The sequence below is a fragment of the Heliomicrobium modesticaldum Ice1 genome (genome assembly GCF_000019165.1).
Lineage (GTDB): Bacteria > Bacillota > Desulfitobacteriia > Heliobacteriales > Heliobacteriaceae > Heliomicrobium > Heliomicrobium modesticaldum.
Genome location: NC_010337.2, coordinates 1,227,161 through 1,253,575 on the forward strand (window position 1 = coordinate 1,227,161; position 26,415 = coordinate 1,253,575).

At 59.8% G+C, this 26,415-nt stretch carries 26 protein-coding genes; 22 read left to right on the plus strand and 4 right to left on the minus strand.

Annotation, left to right across the window (positions count from 1 at the left end; translation table 11 throughout):
* The first annotated feature begins 7 nt into the window (after window positions 1-7).
* The 6 genes from HM1_RS05455 to HM1_RS05480 all read left to right on the plus strand — a co-directional run bounded on the left by HM1_RS05455 (window position 8) and on the right by HM1_RS05480 (window position 5,843).
* The gene (locus tag HM1_RS05455) at window positions 8-994 is read left to right on the plus strand and encodes a 2-hydroxyacid dehydrogenase (protein WP_012282307.1); all 987 of its coding nucleotides are present in this window, start codon (window positions 8-10) and stop codon (window positions 992-994) included.
* A 154-nt stretch (window positions 995-1,148) separates the two neighbouring features.
* Window positions 1,149-2,207: a hypothetical protein gene (locus HM1_RS05460; protein WP_012282308.1), complete on the plus strand. Its 1,059-nt coding sequence runs from the start codon at window positions 1,149-1,151 to the stop codon at window positions 2,205-2,207.
* Between the two features lie 248 nt (window positions 2,208-2,455).
* Window positions 2,456-3,496 (plus strand): metal ABC transporter substrate-binding protein, encoded by a 1,041-nt coding sequence (locus HM1_RS05465; RefSeq protein ID WP_012282309.1) that lies wholly within the window; start codon window positions 2,456-2,458, stop codon window positions 3,494-3,496.
* A gap of 370 nt (window positions 3,497-3,866) precedes the next feature.
* Complete coding sequence (locus tag HM1_RS15735) at window positions 3,867-4,028, plus strand: hypothetical protein (protein WP_012282311.1); 162 nt, start codon at window positions 3,867-3,869, stop codon at window positions 4,026-4,028.
* A complete protein-coding gene (locus HM1_RS05475; protein ID WP_012282312.1) occupies window positions 4,028-4,330 on the plus strand; it encodes a DUF1360 domain-containing protein in 303 nt (100 codons plus the stop codon). Before HM1_RS15735 ends, HM1_RS05475 begins: the two co-directional genes overlap by 1 nt.
* Before the next feature lie 184 nt (window positions 4,331-4,514).
* Window positions 4,515-5,843: a hexokinase family protein gene (locus HM1_RS05480; protein ID WP_012282313.1), complete on the plus strand. Its 1,329-nt coding sequence runs from the start codon at window positions 4,515-4,517 to the stop codon at window positions 5,841-5,843.
* Here the strand turns inward: HM1_RS05480 and HM1_RS05485 are convergent.
* Together HM1_RS05485 and HM1_RS05490 are read right to left on the minus strand one after the other, a co-directional pair.
* Window positions 5,840-6,103: a hypothetical protein gene (locus HM1_RS05485; RefSeq protein WP_041313406.1), complete on the minus strand. Its 264-nt coding sequence runs from the start codon at window positions 6,101-6,103 to the stop codon at window positions 5,840-5,842. The genes HM1_RS05480 and HM1_RS05485 overlap by 4 nt on opposite strands.
* Before the next feature lie 143 nt (window positions 6,104-6,246).
* Window positions 6,247-6,963: a lytic transglycosylase domain-containing protein gene (locus HM1_RS05490; protein WP_012282315.1), complete on the minus strand. Its 717-nt coding sequence runs from the start codon at window positions 6,961-6,963 to the stop codon at window positions 6,247-6,249.
* 211 nt (window positions 6,964-7,174) lie between these two features.
* Between HM1_RS05490 and HM1_RS05495 the strand changes: the two genes are divergently transcribed.
* The 7 genes from HM1_RS05495 to rsmI all read left to right on the plus strand — a co-directional run bounded on the left by HM1_RS05495 (window position 7,175) and on the right by rsmI (window position 12,826).
* A complete protein-coding gene (locus HM1_RS05495) occupies window positions 7,175-7,405 on the plus strand; it encodes a sigma factor G inhibitor Gin (RefSeq protein WP_012282316.1) in 231 nt (76 codons plus the stop codon).
* 36 nt (window positions 7,406-7,441) lie between these two features.
* The gene (locus HM1_RS05500) at window positions 7,442-8,887 is read left to right on the plus strand and encodes an aminotransferase class I/II-fold pyridoxal phosphate-dependent enzyme (protein ID WP_012282317.1); all 1,446 of its coding nucleotides are present in this window, start codon (window positions 7,442-7,444) and stop codon (window positions 8,885-8,887) included.
* A gap of 68 nt (window positions 8,888-8,955) precedes the next feature.
* Window positions 8,956-9,618, plus strand: coding sequence for a dTMP kinase (gene tmk / locus HM1_RS05505; protein ID WP_041313409.1), 663 nt, complete (start codon window positions 8,956-8,958; stop codon window positions 9,616-9,618).
* Window positions 9,619-9,666: 48 nt separating this feature from the next.
* Complete coding sequence (gene holB / locus HM1_RS05510) at window positions 9,667-10,683, plus strand: DNA polymerase III subunit delta' (RefSeq protein ID WP_187147815.1); 1,017 nt, start codon at window positions 9,667-9,669, stop codon at window positions 10,681-10,683.
* Between the two features lie 62 nt (window positions 10,684-10,745).
* Window positions 10,746-11,447, plus strand: a complete 702-nt coding sequence (locus tag HM1_RS05515; protein WP_012282320.1) for a PSP1 domain-containing protein — start codon at window positions 10,746-10,748, stop codon at window positions 11,445-11,447.
* Between the two features lie 43 nt (window positions 11,448-11,490).
* Window positions 11,491-11,805 carry an initiation-control protein YabA gene (locus HM1_RS05520; RefSeq protein ID WP_012282321.1) on the plus strand — a complete coding sequence of 105 codons (315 nt, stop codon included), beginning with the start codon at window positions 11,491-11,493 and terminating at the stop codon, window positions 11,803-11,805.
* 10 nt (window positions 11,806-11,815) lie between these two features.
* Window positions 11,816-12,826, plus strand: coding sequence for a 16S rRNA (cytidine(1402)-2'-O)-methyltransferase (rsmI, locus tag HM1_RS05525; protein ID WP_012282322.1), 1,011 nt, complete (start codon window positions 11,816-11,818; stop codon window positions 12,824-12,826).
* Between the two features lie 88 nt (window positions 12,827-12,914).
* Here the strand turns inward: rsmI and HM1_RS05530 are convergent, their stop codons facing one another.
* Window positions 12,915-13,166 (minus strand): AbrB/MazE/SpoVT family DNA-binding domain-containing protein, encoded by a 252-nt coding sequence (locus tag HM1_RS05530; RefSeq protein WP_012282323.1) that lies wholly within the window; start codon window positions 13,164-13,166, stop codon window positions 12,915-12,917.
* 220 nt (window positions 13,167-13,386) lie between these two features.
* On the opposite strand from HM1_RS05530, the gene metG reads away from it, so the two are divergent.
* The 5 genes from metG (at window position 13,387) to ltrA (ending at window position 20,459) form a co-directional block, all read left to right on the plus strand.
* On the plus strand, window positions 13,387-15,393 hold the full coding sequence (gene metG / locus HM1_RS05535) for a methionine--tRNA ligase (RefSeq protein ID WP_012282325.1): 2,007 nt from the start codon (window positions 13,387-13,389) through the stop codon (window positions 15,391-15,393).
* Window positions 15,394-16,170 carry a TatD family hydrolase gene (locus HM1_RS05540; protein WP_012282326.1) on the plus strand — a complete coding sequence of 259 codons (777 nt, stop codon included), beginning with the start codon at window positions 15,394-15,396 and terminating at the stop codon, window positions 16,168-16,170.
* Window positions 16,171-16,302: 132 nt separating this feature from the next.
* Entirely contained in the window at window positions 16,303-17,349 is a 1,047-nt protein-coding gene (locus HM1_RS14500) for a 3D domain-containing protein (RefSeq protein WP_012282327.1), read from the plus strand.
* A gap of 183 nt (window positions 17,350-17,532) precedes the next feature.
* Window positions 17,533-18,576, plus strand: a complete 1,044-nt coding sequence (locus HM1_RS05550; protein WP_012282328.1) for a 3D domain-containing protein — start codon at window positions 17,533-17,535, stop codon at window positions 18,574-18,576.
* 455 nt (window positions 18,577-19,031) lie between these two features.
* Complete coding sequence (gene ltrA, locus HM1_RS05555) at window positions 19,032-20,459, plus strand: group II intron reverse transcriptase/maturase (protein ID WP_012281204.1); 1,428 nt, start codon at window positions 19,032-19,034, stop codon at window positions 20,457-20,459.
* A 249-nt stretch (window positions 20,460-20,708) separates the two neighbouring features.
* Here the strand turns inward: ltrA and HM1_RS05560 are convergent, their stop codons facing one another.
* Complete coding sequence (locus HM1_RS05560) at window positions 20,709-22,331, minus strand: IS1182-like element ISHmo2 family transposase (protein ID WP_012281187.1); 1,623 nt, start codon at window positions 22,329-22,331, stop codon at window positions 20,709-20,711.
* Window positions 22,332-22,476: 145 nt separating this feature from the next.
* Here HM1_RS05560 and rnmV point away from each other — a divergent pair, with 145 nt between their 5' ends.
* The 4 genes from rnmV to HM1_RS05580 all read left to right on the plus strand — a co-directional run bounded on the left by rnmV (window position 22,477) and on the right by HM1_RS05580 (window position 26,286).
* Window positions 22,477-23,034 carry a ribonuclease M5 gene (gene rnmV / locus HM1_RS05565; RefSeq protein ID WP_012282329.1) on the plus strand — a complete coding sequence of 186 codons (558 nt, stop codon included), beginning with the start codon at window positions 22,477-22,479 and terminating at the stop codon, window positions 23,032-23,034.
* A 123-nt stretch (window positions 23,035-23,157) separates the two neighbouring features.
* Window positions 23,158-24,015 (plus strand): 16S rRNA (adenine(1518)-N(6)/adenine(1519)-N(6))-dimethyltransferase RsmA, encoded by an 858-nt coding sequence (gene rsmA, locus HM1_RS05570; protein ID WP_012282330.1) that lies wholly within the window; start codon window positions 23,158-23,160, stop codon window positions 24,013-24,015.
* A 303-nt stretch (window positions 24,016-24,318) separates the two neighbouring features.
* Complete coding sequence (locus tag HM1_RS05575; RefSeq protein ID WP_012282332.1) at window positions 24,319-24,657, plus strand: P-II family nitrogen regulator; 339 nt, start codon at window positions 24,319-24,321, stop codon at window positions 24,655-24,657.
* A gap of 168 nt (window positions 24,658-24,825) precedes the next feature.
* Window positions 24,826-26,286: an ammonium transporter gene (locus HM1_RS05580; RefSeq protein ID WP_012282333.1), complete on the plus strand. Its 1,461-nt coding sequence runs from the start codon at window positions 24,826-24,828 to the stop codon at window positions 26,284-26,286.
* Window positions 26,287-26,415: the final 129 nt, after the last annotated feature.

Here is a 26,415-nt window from a genome sequence, read left to right on the forward strand (position 1 = left end):
CGCCTCGATGAACCATTCACTGCGCCCGAAAGTGCTCGTTACACGGGAGATACCTCAGCCGGCTCTCGACCGGATCAAGGAGTTCGCCCGCCTCGATCTCTGGCCGGCCTTCCCGCCGCCGGAAAAAGGTGAACTCCAGCGGATGCTCGCCGACGCTGACGCCTTGCTCTGCATGATCACCGACCCCATCGACGACGATGTCATCGAAGCCGGTAAAAAGCTGCGCGTCATCGCCAATTACGGTGTCGGTTATGACAACATCGATATCGCCGCTGCGACCCGGCGCCGGATCGCCGTCACCAATACACCGGATGCGCTCACCGAAGCCACCGCCGACCTGGCCTTTGCCTTGCTGCTGGCAACGGCCCGCAACCTGATCGCCGCAGACCGGTTCACACGGGACGGCTTCTGGATCGCCTGGCATCCCCAACTGTTGCTAGGGCGGGATGTCTTCGGCTCAACGCTGGGCATCGTCGGCCTCGGACGGATCGGCGAGGCGGTGGCCCGCCGGGCCCGCGGCTTTAACATGCATGTTCTCTACACCGCCCGCCGTCGCAACCCGAAAGCCGAGGCGGAACTGGGGATTGAGTACTGCACCCTTGAGGAACTGCTGCGCCGGTCGGACTTTGTATCCCTCCATACGCCGCTGACCCTGGAAACGCGCCACCTGATCGGCGCCAAAGAGTTGAATATGATGAAGCCGACGGCCATCTTGATCAACACGGCCCGCGGCGGCGTCGTGGATCAAGAGGCGCTGACCGAAGCGCTCCAGCAAGGGGTGATCGGCGGCGCCGGTTTGGATGTCTTCGCTGAAGAGCCCGTCGCTCCGGAGGAGGCGCTGCTGGAATTGCCCAACGTCGTTGTCTCCCCCCATATCGGCAGTGCCACCGTGGAAGCGAGGACGCGGATGGGCTTGATGGCGGTGGAAAACATCCAGGCCGTTCTGGAGGGACGCCGTCCACCCAATCTGGTCAACAGCGAGCTGTTTTCATAACCGGCACTTTTTATAGGTGAATCATTGAATTAGGAAAAAAGCGGATTGAGGCGCCCTCAACCGCTTTTTTGCATAGGAAAAAACAGATAAAATCAACAGGAGTGGAAATCTGGTTTGGCTTTAGTATAATGAATGCAGAGGTGAGGCGATAACTATGGCAGGATTTTTCAGCAAGCTTTTTGGCGGATCCGGCAAACCCGCCGGCGGGACAGTGCCGCAAGCCGGGACCGCGAAGGCTGCGGCGGCCGGTTCCCCTGTTGAGGCTGTCCGGGCGAAGGAATCGCGATGGAACCTGTTCAGCCTGACGCAGCCCATGCCCTACTATCGATTGGGCGATATCAGCATCGTCGATGCCATCCGTGATTTTTATGTCGACGTGCCGGAGGACATGAAAGCTGCCTTCCGCGCCAAAAACCCTGACATCGTCTTTCATCGGGACAAGTCCTTCGACGGTTTTCATTACTACTCCGACATTCCCATGCGCTCCGGCATCTATGACTTGGTGGAACGGATCAACCGCCACCGCCTGCTGGCCGCCCAGGAATGGCTGGCCTCCGGCGAGGTCCCTGTCAACCGGCCCAAACTGGGCGTCCTGCACATTAACCCCTACGGCAAGACAGGCAGAGCCGGTGAAAACGCCCTTGAATTGCAGATCTTCCGCACCGATGCGTTCACCCACCGCGTCTTCCGGTCCGTCTATAAAGAGCTGCAGGCGGCCAACCATGAGATGCTCACCATGAAAACAGCCACGGAAGTCAACCGCTACAACGCCTTCCTGACGGAACTGAAGGTACATGCCTGGGTGACCCTGCCGAGCGACGGCAGCGAAGCTATCGTCCCCGGTAGCCAGACGCCTGCCGGCGCGACCTTGTACGGCGAACTGCTGGAAGAGGACCTGCAAGCGGGAACGTCCCATTTCAGCCTCGTCCGATGGCTCTCCCGCCACCTGGCCGAGGCGGCGGGAAGGGCGCCAAGCGCCTTTTCCGAGCTCGAAAGCGCCATCCGCGGCTATGAGTTGTTCGTGGACAAGGCCGATTACAGCGTTTGCCTGACCGTCTCCGTCGCGCTGAAGGATGCCCCGCCGGCCCTTGCCGATAAGGCCGTTCCCTTCACCGGTGATGAAGTGGCCCGGCTTATCCAGCAGCCGATGAGCCCTGCCGGCGAGTACACCCTCCGGTTGGTGGCGGCGCGCAAGGGCATTGACCTTGACTAGCCAATCGGCATTACAGGAAAGTCTGTCTGCACCATCGAGGTGCCCCTACATCTATAGCAAATAATCTTCGCACATTCCCTTGCATCTTGCCCGCAAGGGGCTTTTTTTTCGCAAATGACGGAAGAATATTTACTGAATATGGAGGTATTGCCTCTCGGGCAGACAAGTGCTAGGATAAAATAAGAATAATCTTATTTAGGGTTATTCTTGCGCAAGATGGAATAAACAAAAGAAAGGAGTAGCCTAAGGTGAAGAAGGCGGTACATATTTTCGGCGCTGGGCTGTTATCACTGGTCCTGTTGGCCGGTTGCGTCTCGAAAGGGCTGGTGTCAAAGCCGAACGATACTGCGCTCGCTGTGAACAAGCTCAAGGTGGTGACCAGCATCTACCCCATGTATGAATTCACTCGGCAGGTCGGCGGGGATAAGGTAGACGTGGTCAATCTCGTCCCGCCGGGGGTTGAGCCGCATACCTGGGAACCGACACCCAAGGACATGGAGGCGATAGCGAAGGCCAACCTGCTTGTCGTCAACGGCGGCATGGAAAGCTGGCTCGACAAGGTGATGAACTCCGGCAGCCTGAAAAACGTGACGGTTGTAGAGGCGGGCAAAGGGCTGGAACGGCTGCCTGCCGATGAACATGATGAAGAGGCGCACAAGGCCGACGGGCACGCCGAAGACGATGGTCATGAGGAAGACGACAACAAGGCAGAAGCGCATCAAGAAGATGCCCAGGAGGCGGGAAAAGAGGGCCATCATCATGAGTATGATCCCCACTTCTGGGTGTCGCCGAAGCAGGCCAAGGCAGAAGTGGAAAACATCAAGCAGGGCCTCATCGCCGCCGACCCGGCCAACGGGGAGCACTATGAAAACAACGCCAAGGACTACATGGACAAGCTGGACGCACTGGATCAGGAGTTTCGCGAAGGCCTGGCCGGTGTGCAAAAGAAGGCCTTTATCGTCACCCACCGCGCCTTCGCCTACCTTGCCCGCGACTACGGACTGCAACAGATCGGCATCATGGGGGTCAACCCGGAGACAGAACCGACACCGAAAACGATGGCCCAGATTGCGGACTTTGCCAAGGCGCATCAGGTCAAGTACATCTTCTTTGAAGCGCTGATCAGCCCCAAGCTGGCCGAGGCCATCGCCAAGGAGGCCGGCGCCCAGACCCTTGTGTTGAATCCGCTGGGCGGCCTCACCGAAGAGCAACTGAAAGCCGGCAAGGATTACATCGCCATCCAACGGGAGAACCTGAGCAACCTCAAAAAAGCCCTCAACGGGGAGTGACCTGTTCAGGCTTGCCGATGGCAGCCAAATAGATGCCCCTTTCCTCACGGCCGTCAACGCTGGTGATCGTATCACTCGATTGAAGCGTTCCGAAGAATGGGAAAAAGCCTTTCGACGTATCCATCGGATGCGTCAAAAGGCTTTTTGGCTTGCGGTAAACCGAGTCAAGAGGAGCCATCTGGTTCCATTTTGCCCCATCTTGTGTGCAACCCTGATGATGTAATCGTAAAGGGAAATAGCCGCCGCGTCAATGCCCGAAGGCTCGGCAAAAGCCCCAGGCGATCTCCGCTTTTTGAGGGTCCCTCCGGGGGGCTTCCCCATAACCTGTATAGGGGACGCTCTAACATTTTTGAAGGAGGGGTTGATATCCTTGATCACATTGCGCCTGTGTTCGTCCAGTTGCTGTCCTACCGTTCATGTTTTCCAGGGGATGGTCGTCATCACCGACGATGACGGGGGCCAGGTGACGCTGACGAAAGAGCAATTGAAGCTTCTCGTCGACCGATACGATGATATCGAGGCGATGAAGTGATGGCCGCCGAGTTGCTGGCTGCCCTGAGCATACGCTTTTTCCTCTTCGATTTCATTCTCTTTAAGCCCGTTCGGGAGCGGCTCAAAAAAGTCCATTACTTCTTTCGCAAGCTCCTCGGCTGCCCCTTCTGCCAGGGATTCTGGTGCGGATTGTTCATCTACCTGCTCAACCATCCCATCGAGTCTTGGATCGCCTTCTTGCAGTTCGGATTCATTTCGGCGATCCTATCCTTATCCTGGAGCATCGCCGCTTATCCCTTGCTGAAACGGTATGAAGAGAACCACGATATTCCGCTGACATGACGGACGAGGGCCCGACAGAAGATAAAACCGGCCTGCGGGCCGGTTTTTGCTTGTACATCTGCATGTTTTGGTATTACACTAAAACTGGTAAAGAATTGAAGCGCGCTTGTCGAGTCATCGGTCGACGAAAGAGGAAGGTCGGCGTGGTGATAAACTGCCATGAAGAGAGGAATGGGAGCGAAAGATGCGAAGATGGGCGCTGGCGGCGAAAGAACTGGAGGACAGCCTGTATCTGCCTGCAACGGCCTTGGACGCTATGGCGAGTCGGTTTCAACAGGCCATGGAACAGGGCCTGACGGGGAAAGGCGGCTCACTGAAGATGCTGCCATCCTACCTGGCCGGACCGACAGGGAAAGAGCGAGGAACCTTTCTGGCCCTCGATTTCGGCGGGACGAACGTGCGCGTAGCGCTGATAGAGCTCGCGGGCGGTCAGAGCCGGGTCTTGAACCGTCTCAGCCGGCCAGTCCGGGCGGCGGACGGGCGTTACGACTACAGCCGCCAGTCGGCGACGGCGGAGGAACTCTTTGACTTTCTGGCCTCCCTGATCGCCGAAACGATCGGCGATCATCAGGGGCGTTTTTACCTCGGCCATACCTTTTCTTTCCCGGCTCGTCAGGAAAACATCGGTCAGGCCACGCTGATCCGCTGGGCCAAGGAGTTTCACACCACCGGCGTTGAGGGCCATGATGTGGGGCAGCTTCTGAGCGACGCCTTGGCCCGCAAAGGCCTGAAGGAGCGGGTGATCCCGGCGGCCATCATCAATGACACGGTGGGAACGCTGCTGACGGCTACCTACAGCGATCGCCACACCCGTATCGGCTCCATTATCGGCACCGGCCACAACAGCTGTTACCTGGACCGTTTCGTCCCGGCCTTTCAGGCGCCTATGGTGATCAACATGGAATCAGGCAACTTCGACGGCGCGCCGGCTTCGGTCTTCGATGAGCGGCTCGACGGACAGAGCGCGCAGCCGGGGGCGCAGCGCCTTGAGAAGATGGTGTCCGGCCTTTACCTCGGTGAGCTGCTGCGCCTGATCCTGCTCGAACTCATACAGACGAAGGGGCTCTTCGGGGGACAAGCATCGCCGGTGCTGGAGCGGCCCTATTCGCTGTCCGCCGCCGATCTCTCCGACCTCCAGGCCGATGGTTCCGCCGAGCTGAGCCGGGTCGGCGATTGGCTACAGGCGCGCGCCGCCATTGAGGCGAGCGAGAGGGAGGAACGCCGGTTGTTGCAGCGGATCGCGGCGGCAACAGCCTGCCGTTCAGCTCGCCTGGTGGCGGCGACCTACCTGGCGGTGCTGCGCCATGAAGACCCGGCCTTGACCTTGCGCCATACCATCGCCATCGACGGCTCCCTCTACGAGAAGATGCCCGGCTACGCCGGCGCCCTCGAGCGCGCCTTAGCCGAATTGCTCGCAGAAAAGGCGGGACAGGTCTCTGTCCGGTTAGTAAAAAACGGCTCCGAGGTGGGCGCCGCTATCGCCGCCGCCATCGTCGCCGCCGCTTCAGATTAATTTACCTTTCCGTTGGCCGGAGTCAGCCCTTCGGAGAAGTGTTTGAAATCCTGTGTCAACCCGTTTGATTCAATGTAGGCCAGGAAGAGATTGTTCAAGGAGATGGCTTCGTCCAGACGCAGCACCAGATCGTGCACCCGTCTTTGCAGTTCCTCTGTCCGGGACTCTACATCCTGAAGCCGCCGGTTGAGCGTCGCCGATTCCTCTTCCAGGCGCTTGGCCCGCTCTTCCTGCAGACTGTCCAATGTTGACGAGGTCATGAGGATTCCCGCCCCTTCCATGTCGCTGCTGTGGTTATGGTTTGTCCATGCTTCATAAGGACATTGTAAACGTGCTGCGCCAGATTGTCGATACGCTTGGCGTCGCCGGATGAGGAAAAAGCCGTCGCGCGCTGCGACGGCTTTCAACCGACGGCTTGGCCCGAGGAAGCCAGGCTTTCCTGCTGATAGCGGAGCACCCGAGGCACGTAGGCCTGGGTCTCCGCAAAGGGCGGGATCCCCTTGTATTTTTCCACGCTGCCGGGGCCGGCGTTGTAGGCGGCGAGGGCCAGGTCGACGCGGCCGCCAAAACGATCCAGCATCTGTCGGAGGTAACGGACGCCGCCGTCGATGTTCTGGGCCGGGTCAAAGGCGTCTTGGACGCCGAGAGAGCGGGCGGTGCCGGGCATCAATTGCATCAGTCCCATCGCGCCGGCGGGCGAGACGACACGGGGGTTGAAGTTCGATTCCGCCTTGATCACACCTCGGATCAATGAGGCGGGGACGTTGTATCTCTGCGCCGCCCGGTCGATCAGGTCGGCATATTTGTCGGCGTGGATGCTTGTCTGCGCCGAGTAGGCCTGTCCCGCCTGCGGGCGGCCATGAGCAGACAGGCTCTTCGCGCCGCCAGTCGAGGCGACGCCAAAATGGTTGAACAGCGCCGAAGTGACTGCCGACATCCCCGTATTGGCAAATGTTGCTGATGGGGAGATCGTCGGCAGCGGGGGAAGGCTGACGTTCTGTCCGAGGGCCTGCGCCTTGATGGCGGCTGCCAGGGAATCGGAGAAATCGGCAAAGGATTGTCGCTTGGGACACTGCGCCTGAATCTGCTGGCGGATCGAATCAATCCCGACGATGGTCACGTCCTACACCTCCCCGTTTCACTATACCCGAGCAGGGGTTCCCCTGTAAAGGGTGAAAGAACAGCCATCCTGTCAGAATAGGGGACCGAAGGGCAGGTGCTTTTCGGAACAATAGTTCAGGCAGCTCCATAGGATATAGCCCGACTGTTTCTCTGCGGAACAACCTTGTCAATACTTGATGATGGGGAAATGCTTTATTGAGGTGAGCGGGATGAAAAAAGCCGCCTTGTTGCCGCGCTGTTCCACCTGCCGGCAGGTGCCGCCGGAAGGGATCGCCGGCGGGCTCTGGATCCGCGGTGTTTTTCTCTGTAACCGTTGCCTGACTGCCTTGCCCTCCTGGACGACCGACAATGTGTCCTACCGGACCTTGAAAAACTCCTTGGACCGGCTCTGGCGGCGTCCCGATTGGCGGTGCCATTTGGCCTCGGGCGGCCGCCCGTGATACAATGATGAGAAAGGTTGTTGCGGGAGGCGTAAGATGGGGGAGCGGCCTTTATGGCAGGCGCTGCAAGCAGACTATCAGGAGGGCGCGTTGGGCTTTCACACGCCCGGCCACGGCAGGGGGCGCGCGCTGGCGGGCCTGGGGATCCACCTCGATACGACCGAGTCCCCCGGCCTCGATGACCTCCACGCGCCGGAAGGCGTGATCGCCCATGCCCAGCGCCTGGCGGCCCGGGCCTTCGGCGCCGGGGCCACTTTTTTTTTGGTGCAAGGGGCGACCGTCGGCATCCACGCCCTCTGCCTGGCCGGCTTGCGGCCGGGGGATCGCCTCGCCCTGCCCCGGCACAGCCACCGGTCGGTGTTTGGCGGCTTGGTCCTGAGCGGGGCCGTTCCCCGCTACCTTCCGCCGCTCTGTGAAAAGGAGACGGGACTTCCCCTCGCCGTTGATCCCTCCGGCTTGGAAGCGGCGGCCGAGGGCGCGGCGGCGCTGCTGGCCTTGCGTCCCTCCTATTGGGGAACGGCGGAGGATTTGAGCCCCTGGCGGCAAGCCGCCGAGCGGCAAGGGGCTGCTCTCTGGGTCGATGAGGCCCACGGCGCGGCCTATGTGTTTTCATCGCAGCTGCCCGACGCGGCCTTGCGCCTCGGCGCCCACGCCGTCGTTCACGGCAGCCACAAGACCCTGCCCGCCCTCACCCAGGCGGCGATGCTCCATATCAACGCCGGCGCTGCTGTCCAGGAAGTCGCCCGCGCGCTGGCGCTGTTGCAGACGACCAGCCCCTCCTATCTGCTGATGGCTTCCCTCGATGAGGCCCGCCGCCGGATGGAGGAGGAGGGCGAGATGCTCTGGCACAAGACGGTTGAACGGGCGCAAAGACTGCGCAAAGACCTCAATCACCTCAAAGGAGTTTTTTGTTGGGGTGAAGAAATAATCAATTATCCTGCCGTCTCCGGCTGGGATCCGACGCGCCTGCTCGTGGTGCTGCGCGGGGCTATGCCGTCAGGCTACGCGGCGCGCAAGTGGCTGCGGCGGGTTCACGGAATCGAAGCCGAATTGGCTGGACCGAACTACCTGCTCTTTTTGCTCTCGCCCTTTGACCCCCCTGACGCGGACGCCCGCTTGCGGGCAGCCTTCCGCGATCTGTCGCTAGAGGCCGCCTATGGGGCTGTGGCGAAGCCGAATCGGATCAGCGCCTTCGCTTCAGGACCGTTGCTGAAAGCGGCTTACAGCAGCTGTCCGGAAAGGGTCTTGTCGCCGCGGGAGGCCTTCCATGCCCCTCGCCGCCGGGTGAGTTGGCCTGAGGCGCGCGGTCGCCTGGCCGCCGAGTTCATCTGTCCCTATCCCCCCGGGATCCCCCTGGTCGCCCCCGGGGAGCGCATCACCGCTGACATCGCCGAGACTGTCGAGGCCTTGCGCCGCGCCGGCGCTCAATGGCAGGGCGCCGCCGATCCGGGTCTGTGCGAGTTGTTCATTATTGATGAATAGATCTTGTCGAGCCATTCTTCCCATCATCCATCATTGTAAACAAATCTACCATGCGAAGCAGGTGCGCTATGCCGGGATTGTTCATCACGCTGGAAGGAGCCGACGGGGCCGGAAAGACGACCCAGGGCGCCCTGCTGGCCCAAGCCTTCCGCATACTCGGTTATCCCGTTGTGGAGACGCGGGAACCCGGGGGGACACCCGTCAGCGAGGCGGCCCGCCGGGTCTTGCTCGATCCTTCCTTGAAGGGCATGGTGCCCATGGCGGAGCTGTTCCTCTACGCCACCGCCCGGGCGCAGCTGGTCAGCGAGGTCATCAGGCCGGCCCTCGCCTCGGGCGCTGTGGTGATCTGCGACCGCTTTACCGACTCTACGCTGGCTTACCAGGGCTTCGGGCGGGGCCTTGATCTGGAACAGTTGGCTGCGATCAACGAGATGGCTACCGGGGGGTTGACCCCTGATCTGACGCTCCTGCTCGACATCGACACGGGCGAAGGGCTCGTCCGGGCGCGGCTGCGGCGGCCGGAAGGGACTAAGTGGCAAGGCGTCGATCGCATGGAACTGGAAGAGGCGGCTTTTCACGAGCGGGTCAGACGGGGCTTTCTCCAACTGGCCGAGAAGGACCGGGCGCGCATCTGCCCCATCGCGGCCGGCGGCGCCATCGCCGAGGTTCACCGACGGATCATCGACGCTGCGCGCCGATTGGTGCCCGACCTGCCCTACTGTCACGGATAGGTCATGGCCGACGGGAAGAAAATCAATCATTGCCTAGGAGAGATGGCGGTGCGATTATTGCAAATCACGGGCCAGGAACGGGCCATCCGGCAGTTGTCCCGGGGCCTTTTGGCGAACCGGGTAGCCCACGCCTACCTGTTTTCCGGACCGCAGGGCGTCGGCAAAAAGACAGCCGCCCGCGCCTTCGCCCAGTCTGTCCTCTGCCTGGAACGGGCAGGAGGCGATGCCTGTGCATCCTGTCCCGCCTGCCGGCAGTTCCAGGGCGGCAGCCATCCTGATCTCTTCAGCCTGTCGCCTGAGGGGACAACCCTCAAAATCGAACAGATCCGGAACCTGCAAAAGCGCATCCGCTACCGCCCTTACCTGTCGTCCCATCAGGTCGTCTTGATCGAACAGGCGGAGACGATGCAGGGTCCCTCCGCCAACGCCCTGTTGAAGATCCTGGAGGAGCCGCCGGGACCGACTGTCTTTATCCTGATCACCGACCGCGGTCACGGCATCCTGCCCACGATCCGCTCCCGTTGCCTGCCCGTCTATTTTCAACCTGTCCCGAGCGGGGAGATCGCCCGCTTTTTGAAAGAAAAGGGCGTTTCCGCAGGCCATGTTTCCCTGCTGACGCTGCTGGCTGACGGGCGCTGGGACCGCGCCGCCCGGCTGGCCGCCGAGGGATTGCCGGCGGGGCGGGAAAGAGCGCGCCAGGTGCTCGACGGACTGGCCCTGACCGGTGACAGCCGCATCTTTCAGCTCGCCGAGGAGTGGGACAAGGATAAGGAAGGCATCGCTGAGTTTTTTGATTACCTGACGCTCCTGCTGCGAGACCGCTTGCTGATCGCCGGCGCCGGCGGGGCGGAGGTGCCTGTGATCAACGGCGACATCACCGGCGGCGCTGACCGGTGGCCCCTGCCGGTCCTGTTGACCGCCTTGGACACGGTCATGGCGGCACGCCGTCTGTTAGATACGAACGCCAGCGCGCGGCTGCTGGTGGAGGACACGCTGCTGAAGCTGCGCGATCTGGCCCGGGGAGAGCCCCTGACGCCCTTGACTGCAGCCAAAGTTAACCTATAGATTCACGAGGATAACCAAAAGGCCGGAACGAATCGGCCCAAAACCTTGAGGAGGAAAGGTCCTTGGTCAAGATTGTCGGTGTCCGATTTAAGAAAACGGGGAAGGTGTATTACTTTGACCCGGGTGACCTGAATCTCCCGCTGCAGGAAAAGGTGATCGTCGAGACGGCGCGCGGCATCGAGTTTGGCGAAATCGTCATCTCCCCCCGGGAGGTTCCCGAAGATAGCCTGGTCAACCCCTTAAAGCGAGTGCTGCGGGTCGCCACGCCGGAAGACGTCAAACAGGTGGAGGAGAACCGCAACAAAGAGACCTCCGCCTATGAGATCTGCCAAAAAAAGATCGCCGCCCATCAGCTGCCGATGAAACTTGTCGATGTGGAGTACACCTTTGATTCCTCGAAGATCATCTTTTATTTCACTGCCGACGGCCGCGTCGATTTCCGGGAACTCGTCAAGGACCTGGCCTCTGTTTTCCGCACCCGCATCGAGCTGCGCCAGATCGGCGTCCGCGACGAGGCGAAGATGATCGGCGGCATCGGCTGCTGCGGCCGCGTCCTCTGCTGTGCCTCCTTTTTAGGCGACTTTGAGCCCGTGTCGATCCGGATGGCCAAGGACCAGAACCTGTCCCTGAATCCGACGAAGATCTCGGGCATCTGCGGCCGGCTGATGTGCTGTCTCAAGTTCGAAAACGACTGCTACGAGCGCAAAGAGATGGGAAAGCGCAGAGAAAAACTGCCGGAAACGCCAGGGCCGGAAGTCCGGTAATCGATCGAGGCGAAGGACCCCTCTTGATGCGGAGGTGGATCAGATGGACAAACGACTGACGGCCAGGGTGATCGCCTTAGAAGAACAACTGCGGGAGATGCTGGCCGAGATCGAGGCTCTGAAGATGGAGATCTATACCCTCGAAGAGGAGAATGACCGCCTGCGGGCGGAACGGGCCAATATGACGCCCGAAGCGGTGGGCCGGATCAATGAAAACGTGCGCCAACTGCAGGGTGAAGGCTATGAAAACCTGAGCCGCCTCTACAAGGAGGGCTTTCACATCTGCCATGTCAACTTCGGTCAGCCCCGCAGGGGCGACGACTGTCTCTTCTGCGTGAACTTTCTTCATAAGGAATGAGGCCCTCTTGATGAATGACCATGACGCTGAAGAAAATCAGGAAAGCCTGTCCGAAGACCGGCCGGCAAAGCCGGCGGGGACGGGGAAACTGATCCTCTGCGCCACACCTATCGGCAATCTGGAGGACATCACCCTGCGGGTCTTAAAAGCCCTGCGAGAGGCCGACCTGATCGCCGCCGAGGACACCCGCCACACGCGCAAACTGCTGAGCGCCTTTGACATTCACGTTCCCCTCACATCCTACCATGAACACAACCGCCGCCAAAAAGGCGCGGCCATCCTCGACCGGGTGGCGGAAGGCGCCACGGTGGCCCTAGTCTCCGATGCCGGTCTGCCCGGCATCTCTGACCCTGGCGAAGACATCGTCCGGGAGTGTGTCGACCGCGGACTTCCCTTGGAGGTGCTGCCGGGGCCGACCGCATCGCTGACGGCGCTGGTGCTGTCCGGGTTGCCTACAAGTCGCTTTGTCTTTGAAGGGTTTTTGCCGCGACCGAAAAAGGAGTTCCGGGAGCGGCTTCGCCGTCTGGCCTTCGAGGATCGCACGATGATCCTCTATGAGTCCCCTCACCGCATTCTGGAGACCGTCGAGAGCCTTTGCGACGCCCTCGGAGCGGATCGTCCCGCTGCCCTGGTGCGGGAACTGACAAAAAAGTTCGAAGAGGTTCGCCGCGGTTCGCTGGCGGAACTGGCCGCAGCGGTCCGTGATGGTGTGCGCGGCGAATGTACCCTCGTCATCGCCGGCCGCTCGCCTGCTGCCGAATCGGCTGACAAAACCGGGGGGACCGCCGATCTTTGGAACGAAGCGACCGCCGGCGGCTTTTTAGGCCTTCCGCCGCTGCCGGAGGGCGAGAGCGAGCGGGCGGCGGTGCTTCTGCAGCGGCTCCGGCTGCTCGAAGATCGGGGGATGGACAGCAAGGCCGCCCTCAAGGCGGCGGCGCAGGAGCTGGGCATACCGCGCCGGGAGGCTTACCGACTGCGCGTACTCGTCGCAGAGGCAAAACGCGTCTCCGAAAACGAATAAACGGGATGGGCGCAAACCCATCCCGTCCTGTTGCAACGGAAGATCATGACCTTTTGATTGGCTGGAAATAATGGTATTATGTAGCCAGTCAGCCGACCGCGTTTTGCGCCATCGAAACGGCGCACTCCCGGCAGACAATCTTGCCGCGGAAGTTCTGAACCTGAACAGCGCTGCCGCAGAAGACGCAGGCAGGCTCGTATTTTTTGAGGATGATCTTCTCGTGGTCGACGTAGATTTCCAGCGCATCCTTCTCATCGATGCCCAGGGTTCTGCGCAGTTCAATGGGGATGACAACGCGACCCAGTTCGTCAACCTTCCTTACGATACCCGTAGATTTCATCGAAAAAGGCCTCCCTTCTGAATGACTCAACAAAATTCGACAACGACTACCAACCTAATGATACCATTCGTTCCAGGAACAGTCAACCTTCCTTTTGAAAAAAATCGAACAAATGCCGTATCGTCCTTCCTTTTCCCGATATAAAGATACTTCGATCCAGGGAAGATTTTTTTGCCTCGGTAGACCCATCTCATCGAAGATTTTGCGCGAGGAGGTCCCCATGGTGAATCAGCCCCGACCCACTTTCTACATCACCACGCCCATTTACTACCCCAGCGGCAACCCTCATATCGGTCACGCCTACACGACGGTGGCCACCGACACGATGGCCCGCTACAAGCGGTTGCGCGGCTGTGACGTCTGGTTTTTGACAGGATTGGACGAGCATGGCCAGAAGATCGAGCGGGCGGCTCAAGGGAAAGGCATGGCGCCCATCGACTACCTCGATCCTGTCGCCGTCACCTTTAAAAAGCTTTGGGAGCGGTTGGAGATCACCTATGATGACTTCATCCGCACCACTGAGGAGCGCCATAAAAAAGCCGTTCAGGTCATCTTCCAGAAGATCTGGGATAAGGGCGACATCTACAAATCGGAGTACGAAGGCTGGTACTGCACGCCCTGCGAGGCCTTCTGGCCGGAGCGGCAACTGAAGATAGGCGAGAAGGGGGAAAAGCTCTGCCCGGACTGCGATCGCCCTGTCGAGCGGATGAAGGAAGAGAGCTATTTCTTTCGCATGTCCAAGTACGCCGACCGGCTGCTGCAGCATATCGAGGAGAACCCCGAATTCATCCAGCCCGTCAGCCGGCGCAACGAGATGGTCAGCTTCATCAAACAGGGTTTGGAGGATCTCTGCGTCTCCCGGACGACCTTCAAGTGGGGCATCCCTGTGCCGATCAACGCTAACCATGTTATCTACGTCTGGTTTGACGCCCTCTCCAACTACATCACCGCCCTCGGCTACGGCAGCGACGACGATGAGAAGTACCGCCGGTACTGGCCGGCCGACATCCATCTTGTCGGCAAGGATATCGTCCGCTTTCACACCATCATCTGGCCGATCATCCTGATGGCCCTCGGCGAACCGCTGCCGAAACAGGTCTTCAGCCACGGCTGGTTCCTGCTTGAGTCAGGGAAGATGTCGAAATCGAAGGGCAACGTCGTCGACCCTTTCATGCTCGCCGACCGCTACGGCGTCGACGCCTTCCGTTACTTCCTCATCCGCGAGATGATCGGCGGCCAGGACGCCCTCTTCTCTGAGGAAACACTGATCAGCCGGATCAACACAGACCTGGCCAACGACCTAGGCAACCTGCTTCATCGCTCTTTGTCCATGGTGGAGCGCTTCTCCGGCGGTATCGTCAGAGCGCCGGAGGCGGCTGCCGAAGGACCGCTGGAGAAGGAGATCCGGGAACTGACTGCCAAAACCGTCGCCGACTTCGGCGCCTTGATGGACCGCTTCGAACTGGCCAACGCCCACAGCGCCCTTTGGAAGTTGATCGGCCGCATGAACAAGTACATTGATGAGCGCGCCCCCTGGTCCTTGGCCAAAAAACCGGAGGCTAAAGCCGAACTGGAGGCCGTCCTGTACACAATGGTCGAAAGCCTGCGCATCACGGCGATCCTCTTGCAGGCCGCTATGCCCAACGTCGCCGGCAAGATCTTCGCCCAACTGGGTCTGTCGGGGGAGAACAGACCGGCCAGCTGCCTGATGACGTGGGATGCCGCCCGCTGGGGCCTCTTCCCCGACGGCGTAAAAGTGGCGAAGGGCGATCCGATTTTCCCGCGCATCGACCCGACGGCGATCCTGGCGGAGGGCACCGAGACCGAGCCGGTCCAAGCGGGAAAAGCAGAGGCCACCGTCGCCGAAGCCGCTGCTGAAAAGCCCGCCATGGAACCCCTCCTGCCGGAGATCTCCATTGAAGACTTCGCCAAGGTCGACCTGCGGGTGATCGAGGTGTTGGCCGCCGAAAAAGTGCCCAAAACGGACAAACTGCTCAAGCTGCAGGTCAAACTGGGCGACGAGACGCGCACCGTCGTCTCCGGCATCGCCCAGCACTACACGCCGGAGGAATTGGTGGGCAAAAAGCTTGTCTTGGTGGCCAACCTGAAGCCGGCCAAACTGCGGGGCATCCTCTCGCAGGGCATGATCCTGGCGGCCTCCAAGGACGGCGTGCTGGAGGCGCTCACCGTTACCGCCGACATCCCCGCTGGCGGTCGGGTGAAATAGATGCGGCTTTTTGACACCCATGCCCACATGGACGACAAGTCCTTCCGCGACGATCGGGAAGCAGTGCTGAAGCAGGCCCGGGCGGCAGGTGTGGAACGGATCGTCAATGTGGGATATGACATCCCCTCTTCGGAACGCTCCGTCCGCTTGGCTGAGGACTACCCCTTCATCTACGCGGCCGTCGGCATCCATCCTCATGACGCCGCGAGTGTAGAGGAAGACACCTACGAAAAATTGGAGCAGATGGCTGCCCATCCCAAGGTGGTCGCCATCGGCGAAATCGGCCTCGACTACTACCGCGACCTGTCTCCCCGGGACCGCCAGCGCACCGTCTTCGTAGACCAACTGGCGCTGGCGCGGCGGCTTGATAAGCCGGTCATCATCCATGACCGGGAGGCCCACGGCGACATCATGGCGATCCTGAGCAAAGAGGGCCGGGGCCTTTCCGGCGTCTTGCACTGCTTTTCCGGCAGCAGGGAGATGGCCCAATTCTGCCTCGATCTCGGCTTCTACATCTCCCTGGCCGGTCCGGTCACCTATACAAACGCGCGGGGCCTTCTCGACATCGCCCGGCTGGTCCCACGGGACCGTCTGCTTGTCGAGACCGACGCGCCTTATCTGTCGCCCCATCCCCTGCGGGGAAGGCGCAACCACTCGGGCAACGTGGCCCTGGTGGCGCAAAAAGTGGCCGAACTGCGCGGCGAAGACCCGGAGGAACTGTCAGAACAGATGCTGCGCAACGGCTGCGCCCTCTTTCGGATCCCTTTCCCTTCATAACAGGCCATGCGGTCATCGCCGCAAGCCGGACCCCCTGACAGCGGGGGTTCTTTTTTTTTTCGCCCCTTCATATGTTGGACCATCGCCGCCTTGTCCGCAAGACAATCCTGTGCGCCGGGGAGGGGTTGGAAGATGACCATAGCGGCTGTCACAACAAAGGAGAAGGGAAGCTACGCCGCGCCTTCGGCTATCGTTGTGGCGATGTCCCTCGCCTTGACTGCCGTGCTTTTTTTGGCCCCCTTGTTTGATGGCCTCCTGGGAAAAGCGATCACACTGGAGGTCGACGGTCAGACAAGGATCGTTCACACCTCCAGTCGCACTGTCGGCGGTATGCTGAAAAGCCTGGGGATCGCCTGCGAGCCCGGCGATCAGGTCTATCCCGATGTGCAAGAACCGCTTCAGCCGGGGATGTCAGTGCAATTTCGCAAGTCCCGCTGGGTCGAACTGCTCGTCGACAACCGGCGCATCACCTTCCGCCAGGTCGGCGGCCTATCGGCGGAGCGACTTGCCGAACTGGGTATCTCGATCGGGCAGGCAGACCGCCTTGACCGGCTTGACGGCGCCGACGAAGACAGCGCCTGTCGCTGGCATCTGGTCCGCTTGGCCTGGAGCACCCGCGAACGGCGCGAGCCGGTCACCTTCTCCCGGCAAGTGATCTACGACAGCACCCTCCCGGAAGGGGTGGAGCGGGTGGCCATGGCCGGCGCCGATGGTGTCGCCCTCCTTCGCGAACAGGTCACCTTCGAGGACGGTCGTGAGGTCTTTGCTGAAGCGCTGGAACGACAGGTCATCCAGAGTCCCCGACCGGAAGTGGTCATTCGAGGGGGCGCCCCACCTACCGACCGCCTGCTGATCCCGTCGCGCGGCGGAAGCGGCGCGGCATCAGGCGATGAAAGGGGCATAGGGCAGACTGTTGCCTCCCTGCGCATGGAGGCGACAGCCTACACCCATACAGGGAACCGCACAGCGACAGGCCTCTGGCCCCATGTGGGCATCGTCGCCGTCGACCCCGGCGTGATCCCGCTGGGCACCATGCTCTATGTAGAGGGCTACGGGATAGCCCGTGCGGCGGACACGGGCGGCGCCATCCGGGGACCGATTATCGATGTCTTTTTCGACAACAACGAGAAGTGTATTCAATGGGGAAGGCGGAAAGTGACTGTTTATATACTCGAATAAAAAAGCCGCCGCTGTAATAAGCAACGCCTCTTCAAAGGTGCAAGTAAAATATTGATTAAAAACGTCGAATAAAATTTGGATCTACTCCTATTATTCTACATTATTGGCTTTGACAAGCCCCCTTTCCTTCAGTAAAATGAGAACACACCACCGGTAAGCACTTGGTCGAAAGGGGAATCCGTCATGCGGGATGACACCACTGATCTGACCGAGCGACTTCAACCGGGCCCGCTGCGGCGGGCCAAACGACTCACCGATCCACCGCCATCCGGCGATTGGCGGCGGTGGGGAACGGCCCTGGGCATCTTCGCCGGCATCGCGATCATCCTCTTCGGCATCTACAACCTCCTGCAAAAAGACATCATCCTCGACGTGGACGGTGAACAAAGAGCCGTCGGGACCTTCAAAGCCACAGTCGGGGAAGCCCTGGCGGAAGCAGGCGTGACCCTGGCCGAAAAGGACAGGGTCGATCCGCCTGCGCAGACCCTGCTGAAAGACGATATGACCCTACATATCATCCGCGCTTTTCCCATCACCGTTTTTGCGGACGGAAAAAGCCATGAGCTCATCACCACGCCTGCCTCCGTTCGAGACATTTTGGCCCAAGCGGCCATCCAACTGGGCGCCCTCGATCGTGTCGAACCAGCGCTCGATGCAACGGTGGACAAACCTTCCACCGTCCGTGTCGTTCGCGTCACCCAGGAGGAGGTCGTGGAAGAGCAGTCCGTCCCGTTCCGGACGGAACAGAAACCGGACAACACCTTGGAAAAGGGCCTCCGCAAGATCGTTTCCCGCGGCCGCAACGGCTTGGAACGGAACAAAATGCTCGTCACCTACGAAGACGGCGAACCGGTGAAAAAAGACCTGATCGCCCAGCAGATCGTCCGTTCTCCCGTCAACCAGGTGGTGGCCATGGGCACCATTGACCACGTCTCACGGGGCGGCCTCGATTTCCGCATCCGCGAGGCTCGTTACATGGTGGCAACCGCCTATACCCACACGGGCAGGAACACCGCCTCCGGCGCTTATCCGGAGGTGGGGATGGTGGCCGTCGATACGACGATCATCCCCATGGGGTCCCGTCTCTATGTGGAAGGGTATGGCTTCGCCCGCGCCGCCGACCGCGGTTCTGCCATCGTCGGAGAGCGCATCGACCTCTTCATGGAATCGCCGGAAGAGGCGAGGCGCTGGGGAAAGCGGACGACAAAGGTATACGTCATCGAATAAAAGCGCCTTTTCAGCGCCAGCTGTCAAACTGCCTGTTGGCCCGCCCCGGTCCGGGGCGGGTTTGGTTTGGTGCGCCCGGCATGGGCGTTGTCTCTAGGGTGGAAGTCCCGAACGCCGAAGGTGGCAGTAGGCGTTAGCTTAAGGCAAGGGTGTCCGCCGCGAGGCGGAATCTGAAGGAAGCCAGCGGCAAACCTCCGGCCCGAGGACCACGAACCCCAGGTGAGGCTAGCGGCAGTTGGATGAGCTTGCCGAACAAAGCGAAGTCCTTGTCACCGAAGGCTGCCGAGAGTAAATGGGGCGGGTAGATGGAGGGAAAGGCAACGTTCTTACCCGGGGAGGCCTGCCGGGGGACCAAGTAACTTGGGAAACCACGCCGAAAGGCGTGGCTGAACCGGCAGGAGTCAGCAGAGGTCATAGTAGGCTGGCCCGACGTCCGGCCAGATGAAGGACCGAACATGATGGAAGGGGAAGCGACGATGCGTTCGCGTGACGCGCAGAGACAGCCGAATATCCCGAAAGGGAACTGCCAACGGGAGGAAGCGGTGAATCCGCAGGGGACCGGTGGAGTGCCGAGCGCGTTACCGGCACAAGAAGCGAAGCAACCCCGCGAAGAGACGTATGACCTGATGGAGAAAGTCGTCGAACGAGGGAACATGACGGAAGCGTATAAGCGAGTCATGGCCAACAAAGGCGCGGCCGGAATCGACGGTATGGGGCTAGAATCCCTGCGCCCGTACCTAAAAGAGGAATGGTCGCGCATTAAACAGGAATTGTTGGAGGGGACCTATCGACCGCAACCGGTCCGGCGGGTTGAAATTCCCAAACCCCAAGGCGGAACACGGAAGCTGGGCATTCCCACTGTCGTCGATCGACTGATCCAACAGGCCCTGAACCAGATCCTGATGCCGATCTTCGACCCTGACTTTTCCACGAACAGCTACGGATTTCGTCCGGGAAAGAGTGCGCACCAAGCGGTGAAGAAAGCGAAGGAATACATCGCCGACGGCTACCGATGGGTGGTTGACATGGACCTGGCCCAGTTCTTTGATCGCGTCAATCACGACATTCTCATGGCGCGCGTAGCGCGCAAGGTGAAGGACAAACGAATCTTGAAGTTGATCCGAGAATACCTCAAGGCCGGGGTCATGCTCAACGGGATTCGTGTGAAGAGCGAGGAAGGAACACCCCAGGGAGGTCCACTCAGCCCTTTGCTGGCGAACATCATCCTGGATGATTTGGATAAGGCACTGGAAAGCCGGGGACATCGCTTCTGCCGGTACGCCGACGACTGTAACGTCTACGTCCGCAGTCGACGGGCAGGGCAACGAGTGATGGAGGGTATGGCAAAGTTTCTGGAGGGGCGGTTAAAACTGCAGGTCAACTGGGAGAAAAGCGCAGTCGACCGACCCTGGAACCGAAAGTTTCTGGGGTTTTCATTTACGTGGCATAAGGCAGCAAAGATTCGGCTCGCCCCCCAAACGGTGAAACGGGTGAAAGAGAAGATTCGCCAGTTCACTGGGCGGAACCGAAGCATTGCGATGGAGGACCGACTGGTCACCCTCAACCAATACCTGAAAGGCTGGATGGGCTACTTTCGACTCATTGACACGCCAAGCGTACTTAAAGAGTTGGATGAGTGGCTTCGCCGACGACTGCGGATGTGCCTGCTCAAGCAATGGAAGCGCCCGAAGACACGAAGACGAAACTTAGTGGCGTTGGGGATCCCGGAGGAATGGGCATGCAACATCAGCGGCTCACGAAAAGGATATTGGCGTCTGTCCTTGACCCCGCAAATGAATAAAGCCCTTGGCCTCGCCTACTGGCGGGAACAGGGCTTAGTCAGTTTAGTCGAAACATACCAATCTCATCGTCAACCAGCATGAACCGCCGTATACCGAACGGTACGTACGGTGGTGTGAGAGGACGGGGGTTAATCACCCCCTCCTACTCGATTTCGCAAACGGGGAAAACCGACTATGAGAGGCCGTCTAGAAAATAAGCAAATTCCCTAGCCAGCCCTTGCAAAAGCATGATTTTTTAATACAAACAGCAAAAAACTAGAGTCTTTTTATCGGTCTCACCGGCCCTTTTTGAGGATTTTCCTCAAAAAGGGCAGATCTCCCCCTTGCACCTTATGCGGCTTTTTTGAAAGCAACACCGCGTAAGGCACTCACCTCCAACACCATGGTTGCATTCTTATCATTTCGTAGACGGTTGAGTTTTTGAAAGTTCGCCGCTAACGCGCTGAGCCGGGCGGCATAAGCCAGATTTCGTTTTCCGATACGGCGAACCCGGCGCAGTCCGTAACGGTTGACCAGTTCATTTTGCTTGGCTTCGATGCGGCTGCGAAGACGCATCTGTTCCTTATAGATTTTCGTTTGGGAGTGCTTTGCCGCCTCGAGCATGACACCATAGGCGTTGTGAATAAAAATCGTGCGCCGATGTTTCTTTTCTTTAAAACAGGTCGTGTAACGAGGGCAGTGCTTGCAATCATGGTCCTTGGCGCGAAGCACGAAGTTCTTCCCATCTGCCACTTCCGAATAGGTGGTGATGACTTTTCCTCTCGGGCAGATCAGTTGTGTTTGGTCTTCGGAAACTTGAAATCCCTCGCCCGCGAGGATATCACATTTTGTCTTTGGTGAAAGTGGCGCCACTACGTCAATGCCTTTTTCCTTGAGGGTGACACGGTCATCGCCCGCACCATAGTGGGTATCTCCAATGATCGTCGGGTTTTCTACACAATCGGTGGGAAGCTGATCCGCTAACGGCACCAGACTGGAGCCGTCATAGTCGTTGGCTTTCATGGCCTCGGCGGCGGCGATAAATCCGGAATTTCCGACTTCGACGATGGCCATCTTATACCCGCGCCATTTCGTCTTGCCCTTACAACCGAAACGGGCTTCGCTGTCTACAGCCGAAACTATCATATCTTTGACAGAACCGCCGGGGGCTATCTCAAGAGTTCCATCATCTTTCCGAATGATTCGTTCACGGAGGATACGGCAAAGCAAAAGGGCGTAATGAATGACATCGGGCTTCTTCTTCCACGAAGCCTCCGATGACTCCACGTAGGCCAGCAGTTCGTCAGCCTCGCTGACCACTTCAACAAGCCGTTCCATTTTGGCCTTATCGTCCAGGTTATGCTCTTTCACTTCCGTCACTGTTTCCAGGTAACGTACCGCCCGAGGGGCATGGGGGATTGCATGCCATGGAACACTGTATTGCTTCGCCAAAAGACGCACCAACAGGCGCATGGCTTGGCGGATCAGTTCGATGGTCGTGGGGGCACTGATGGGAGCTATGACATGGGTCGTGTCCGTTATCCAAGGTTCTTTCCCTGTCAAAACGCCCAGGTAGTACATCAACCGGATAAAGCGATCGAGATAGACCTTATCAAGTTCCTTTTGGATGAGCCGTTGCCGGTGGACGCCAAAATTGGCGTGATCAATGCCCGGTTCATCGAGGGCCATTCCTAACGCAAACTTGACCTCGATGTTCACACGTGTCTGTGCTTCCATCCCCCGGTCTGTTTCGCCCAGCATTTCCTGTAACATGCAGGCCATCGTCATCTGCCGGGCCGCATGACTGGGACGTCCGTTGTCAAGGCAATAGAGACCTGTAAAATCCTCCGGTTGTATTAACAGGGGCGCCAATTCACGAAACAGGCGAAAGACGGAATCGGCAGGCACAAGTTGGTCCCAGAGGGCTGCAAAGTCGTAAAAGCTAACTTGGGGGTCCACATCGAATCGAAACAAGGTACATCGCCTCGCTATAAACAGTCTTTGTACCTATATCCTTCGACGCGAAGAGTCGAATTCCCTTTAAATTCCACCAATTTCCATATAAAAACGTCTTGCTTTTTGCCCTCTCTTGAGGGGGTTTTTAGACAGACTCTATGAGGTGAACACGCTGTCTAGGGAAAAGATTCGAGAAGTCATCGTCGTCGAGGGCCGCGACGACCTGCTGGCGGTGCGGCGCGCCGTCGACGCCCAGGTGATCGTCACTCAAGGATTGGGCATCAGCCCGGAGACGATGGCAGTCATCGGCAGAGCCCAGGAACGGTGCGGCGTCATCGTTTTCACCGACCCGGACGGACCAGGTGAACGGATCCGCCGCTGGGTGACTGAGGCCGTTCCCGGCGCCAAACACGCCTTTTTGCCGGTGGCGCTGGCCAAGAAAGACGGCAAGGTGGGCATCGAACACGCCTCACCGCAAGCCATCCGTGAGGCCCTTGCGAAGGTGCGATCGCCGGGGACGCAACGGGAGCTCTACAACCGTGATGATCTACGGCAATGGGGCGTCGATGGCGTGCCGGGGGCAGGGCAGCGCCGGGAGGCCCTCGGCGAACGCCTCGGCATCGGCCGCGCCAACGCCAAGCAGTTTTTGCAGCGGGTCAACCACTTCGGCCTCAGCCGGAGCGAGATTGAGCAGGCGCTCAAAGCGATCGAAGAACAGTAAAAACAGTGAAAGCAGCAGCGTAAAGGCGACAGAAAGAGCCGGCGCTTAGATGACAAGAAGGCGCCTTTGAAAGAATGGAGCTGCACGAGGATTTCGGCGATACGGAGATGGGAGATTAAATCGATGGCTGGAGAACTTCGACAAAACCTCAGCCGATATGGCATTCGCGCCAAAAAAGGACTGGGACAGAACTTCCTGTCAGACCCGGTGTACGTAGGGCGCATCATCGCCGCCGCCGAGTTGGCTGCCGGCGACGTGGTCGTTGAGATCGGCCCGGGCCCGGCGACGCTGACGCGCGATCTGGCCGAAGCCGTCGGTCCGGGCGGCAAGGTGATCGCCGTGGAGGTCGATGAGCGCCTGCGTCCGCTGCTCGATGATCTCTGTCGCGACTACCCCCAGGTGGAGATCCTCTGGCAGGATGCCTTGCAGGTCGACTACGACGCCGCGACCCAGCCCTGGCGGGGCGACAAGCCCTTCGTCCTCGTGGCGAACCTCCCTTACTACATCACCACCCCCATCCTGATGCGCCTCCTGGAAGGTCGCTTCTCTGTGTCACGGCTGGTGGTCATGGTGCAGAAGGAGGTGGCCGACCGGATGCTGGCGCCGGCCGGTCACAGCGATTACGGCGCCCTTTCGGTGGTCATCCAGTACTACTGCGCGCCTTCGCTGGTCACCAAAGTCCCGCCGGGCGCCTTCATCCCGCCGCCGAAGGTGAGCTCCGCCGTCGTGCGCCTCGACCGCCGCGCAACGCCGCCGGTGGCGGTCGTTGACGAAGCCGCCTTTTTCCGCGTCGTCCGGGCCGCCTTCAACCAGCGGCGCAAGACTTTATTGAACGCCCTCGGCGCCCTCGGACTGGCTTTGAATAAGGAGGAGATGGCGCGCAGGCTCACAGCGGCAGGCGTCGACCCGGGACGGCGGGGGGAGACTTTGAACCTGCAGGAGTTTGCGAACGTGGCCGACGCGCTCTATGCCGAAGCCTAGTGCCAAAGGGGATGAATGCCGAAAGCGGCAGGCGATGATGACCTGCCGCATCCACCGGTCACCTTTCCTTCCCTGAAGGAGGCTTTCGTCACCCGAGAGAAGGCAGCGCCCAAGGGAGGCAAAAAAGTTTATTTGGGGGGTTGCCAACCTTGCGCTGAGCCGTTACAATGATAAACAAGACAGAGACGTCTGGTGTCCAATCGGATTGTCTCTGTCTTTTTTGTTTTCCTCCCCTTTGTTTTGACGTCGTTTTTTGCGGGGAAGGGCGCCGACAAAGAAGTGAGTAAGGAGAGTGAAGGATCAATGAAGAAGATCGAAGCGATCATCCGCCCGACGAAACTGGATGAAGTGAAAGAGGCCCTGAACCGGATCGGGGTGCGCGGCATGACGGTCACTCAGGTGGCAGGTTGCGGCTTGCAGAAAGGCAAAAAAGGCTTCTACCGCGGTTCCGAGTACACCATCGACCTGCTGCCCAAGGTAAAAATCGAGGTCGTCGTTGCCGATTCGCTCGTCGATGACCTCCTCAAGGTGATCACCGACCAGGTTCGTTCCGGTGAGATCGGAGACGGCAAGATCTTCGTATCGCCGATTGAAAACGTCGTCCGCATCCGCACTGGTGAAACCGGCGATGGGGCGCTCTAAGGATATCACGGGGAAGAGGTCTATCCGGTTCGGACGAACTGCACGGTTGCCTAGGGGAGCATAGGGGCTCCCGAGGGAAGAGAGAAAACTTCCTTCGGGAGCTCTATGTCTTTCTCCAGACATATAATCAAGCCCTAAAGAGAGTGGTATAGAAGAGGAGGACTTATCATGAAGCGCATCGCCTTATTCGCCATCCTGATGTTGCTCGCGGTGACCTGCCTGGGCCTGGCCCCCGCCTTCGCCGATGAGGTCGCCCCCGCCGCAGCTGCTGCGACTGACGTCGCCGCAACGACCGAAGCGCCCGCCGCAGCTGCTGCTGAGGCACCGAAAGCCGACACCGGCGACACCGCCTTTATCATCATCTCCGCTGCCCTGGTCATGCTGATGACCCCCGGTCTGGCCTTGTTCTATGGCGGCATGGTCCGCAAGAAAAATGTCCTCAGCACCATGATGCACAGCTTCATCATCATCTGCCTTGTCTCCGTCATCTGGGTGCTCTACGGCTACTCGCTGGCCTTCGGCACCGACATCAACGGCATGATCGGTTCTCTCGACTTCGCCTTGTTCAACAACGTCGGCCCGGATCCAAACCCAGATTACTCGGCCACCATCCCCCACTCCATCTTCTCCATGTTTCAGCTCATGTTCGCCATCATCACCGCCGCCCTGATCAGCGGCGCCTTTGCCGAACGGATGAGGTTTTCGGCATTCCTGCTCTTCACCGTCATCTGGATCTCCGTCATCTACTTCCCGCTGGCCCACTGGGTATGGGGTGTCGGCGGTTGGCTGCGCGACCTGGGCGCCCTTGACTTCGCCGGCGGCACCGTCGTCCACATCAGCTCCGGCGTATCCGGTCTCGTCCTCGCCATCCTGCTCGGCAAACGCCGCGGCCTGGGCACCACCCCGATGCCTCCCCACCAACTGCCCATGACCGTTCTCGGTGCCGGCCTGCTCTGGTTCGGATGGTTCGGTTTCAACGCCGGCAGCGCCCTCGGCGCCAACGGCCTCGCCGGCAGCGCCTTCGTCACCACCAACACCGCCGCCGCTGCTGCCGCCCTGAGCTGGATCTTCGCGGAATGGATCCGCCAAGGCAAGCCGACCGTCCTGGGTGCCGCCTCCGGCGCAGTCGCCGGCCTGGTCGCCATCACCCCGGCTGCCGGTTTCGTCACCGCCGGTTCCGCCCTCGTCATCGGTCTCCTGTCCGGCGTCATCTGCTACTTCGCCGTCGTCCTCAAGCCCCGTCTCGGCTATGACGACGCCCTTGACGCCTTCGGCATCCACGGCGTCGGCGGTACCTTCGGTGCCATCGCTACGGGCATCTTTGCCACTACCACCGTCAACTCGGCCGGCGCAGACGGCCTTCTCTACGGCAGCTCCGAACTGCTGGTGAAACAGCTCATCGCCGTCGGCGCCAGCTACGCCTTTGCCGCCATCGGCACCTTCATCATCTACATGATCGTCAACGCCGTCTTCAAGGCCCGCGTCACCGTCGAAGACGAGGAAACCGGCCTCGACATCACCCAACACGGCGAAGAAGGCTACCCCGACTTCGCCGTGCAGGCCGGCGGCCTCTCCGGCATCAGCTACGCCAGCAGCAGCGCCAGTTCGACTGTGGTGCATAGTCACTAAGGTTGGTCGGAAAAACTCAATACCCGTAAGAGGACCACAGCCGCCCCTATATAGCGCGGCTGTGGTCCTCTAGCAATTAGTCCCTCCCCCATTTCCCCTGCACCTTCCCCGATAATCCTCCATACTCAT

Bases quoted from the DNA above. Each gene is read 5' to 3' on its own strand.
- HM1_RS05455 (WP_012282307.1), top strand. From the start codon at position 8: ATGAACCATTCACTGCGCCCGAAAGTGCTCGTTACACGGGAGATACCT.
- HM1_RS05460 (WP_012282308.1), top strand. From the start codon at position 1,149: ATGGCAGGATTTTTCAGCAAGCTTTTTGGCGGATCCGGCAAACCCGCC.
- HM1_RS05475 (WP_012282312.1), top strand. From the start codon at position 4,028: ATGGCCGCCGAGTTGCTGGCTGCCCTGAGCATACGCTTTTTCCTCTTC.
- HM1_RS05480 (WP_012282313.1), top strand. From the start codon at position 4,515: ATGCGAAGATGGGCGCTGGCGGCGAAAGAACTGGAGGACAGCCTGTAT.
- HM1_RS05485 (WP_041313406.1), bottom strand. From the start codon at position 6,103: ATGACCTCGTCAACATTGGACAGTCTGCAGGAAGAGCGGGCCAAGCGC.
- HM1_RS05495 (WP_012282316.1), top strand. From the start codon at position 7,175: ATGAAAAAAGCCGCCTTGTTGCCGCGCTGTTCCACCTGCCGGCAGGTG.
- HM1_RS05500 (WP_012282317.1), top strand. From the start codon at position 7,442: ATGGGGGAGCGGCCTTTATGGCAGGCGCTGCAAGCAGACTATCAGGAG.
- tmk (WP_041313409.1), top strand. From the start codon at position 8,956: ATGCCGGGATTGTTCATCACGCTGGAAGGAGCCGACGGGGCCGGAAAG.
- HM1_RS05520 (WP_012282321.1), top strand. From the start codon at position 11,491: ATGGACAAACGACTGACGGCCAGGGTGATCGCCTTAGAAGAACAACTG.
- rsmI (WP_012282322.1), top strand. From the start codon at position 11,816: ATGAATGACCATGACGCTGAAGAAAATCAGGAAAGCCTGTCCGAAGAC.
- HM1_RS05530 (WP_012282323.1), bottom strand. From the start codon at position 13,166: ATGAAATCTACGGGTATCGTAAGGAAGGTTGACGAACTGGGTCGCGTT.
- metG (WP_012282325.1), top strand. From the start codon at position 13,387: ATGGTGAATCAGCCCCGACCCACTTTCTACATCACCACGCCCATTTAC.
- HM1_RS05540 (WP_012282326.1), top strand. From the start codon at position 15,394: ATGCGGCTTTTTGACACCCATGCCCACATGGACGACAAGTCCTTCCGC.
- HM1_RS14500 (WP_012282327.1), top strand. From the start codon at position 16,303: ATGACCATAGCGGCTGTCACAACAAAGGAGAAGGGAAGCTACGCCGCG.
- HM1_RS05550 (WP_012282328.1), top strand. From the start codon at position 17,533: ATGCGGGATGACACCACTGATCTGACCGAGCGACTTCAACCGGGCCCG.
- ltrA (WP_012281204.1), top strand. From the start codon at position 19,032: ATGATGGAAGGGGAAGCGACGATGCGTTCGCGTGACGCGCAGAGACAG.
- rsmA (WP_012282330.1), top strand. From the start codon at position 23,158: ATGGCTGGAGAACTTCGACAAAACCTCAGCCGATATGGCATTCGCGCC.
- HM1_RS05575 (WP_012282332.1), top strand. From the start codon at position 24,319: ATGAAGAAGATCGAAGCGATCATCCGCCCGACGAAACTGGATGAAGTG.
- HM1_RS05580 (WP_012282333.1), top strand. From the start codon at position 24,826: ATGAAGCGCATCGCCTTATTCGCCATCCTGATGTTGCTCGCGGTGACC.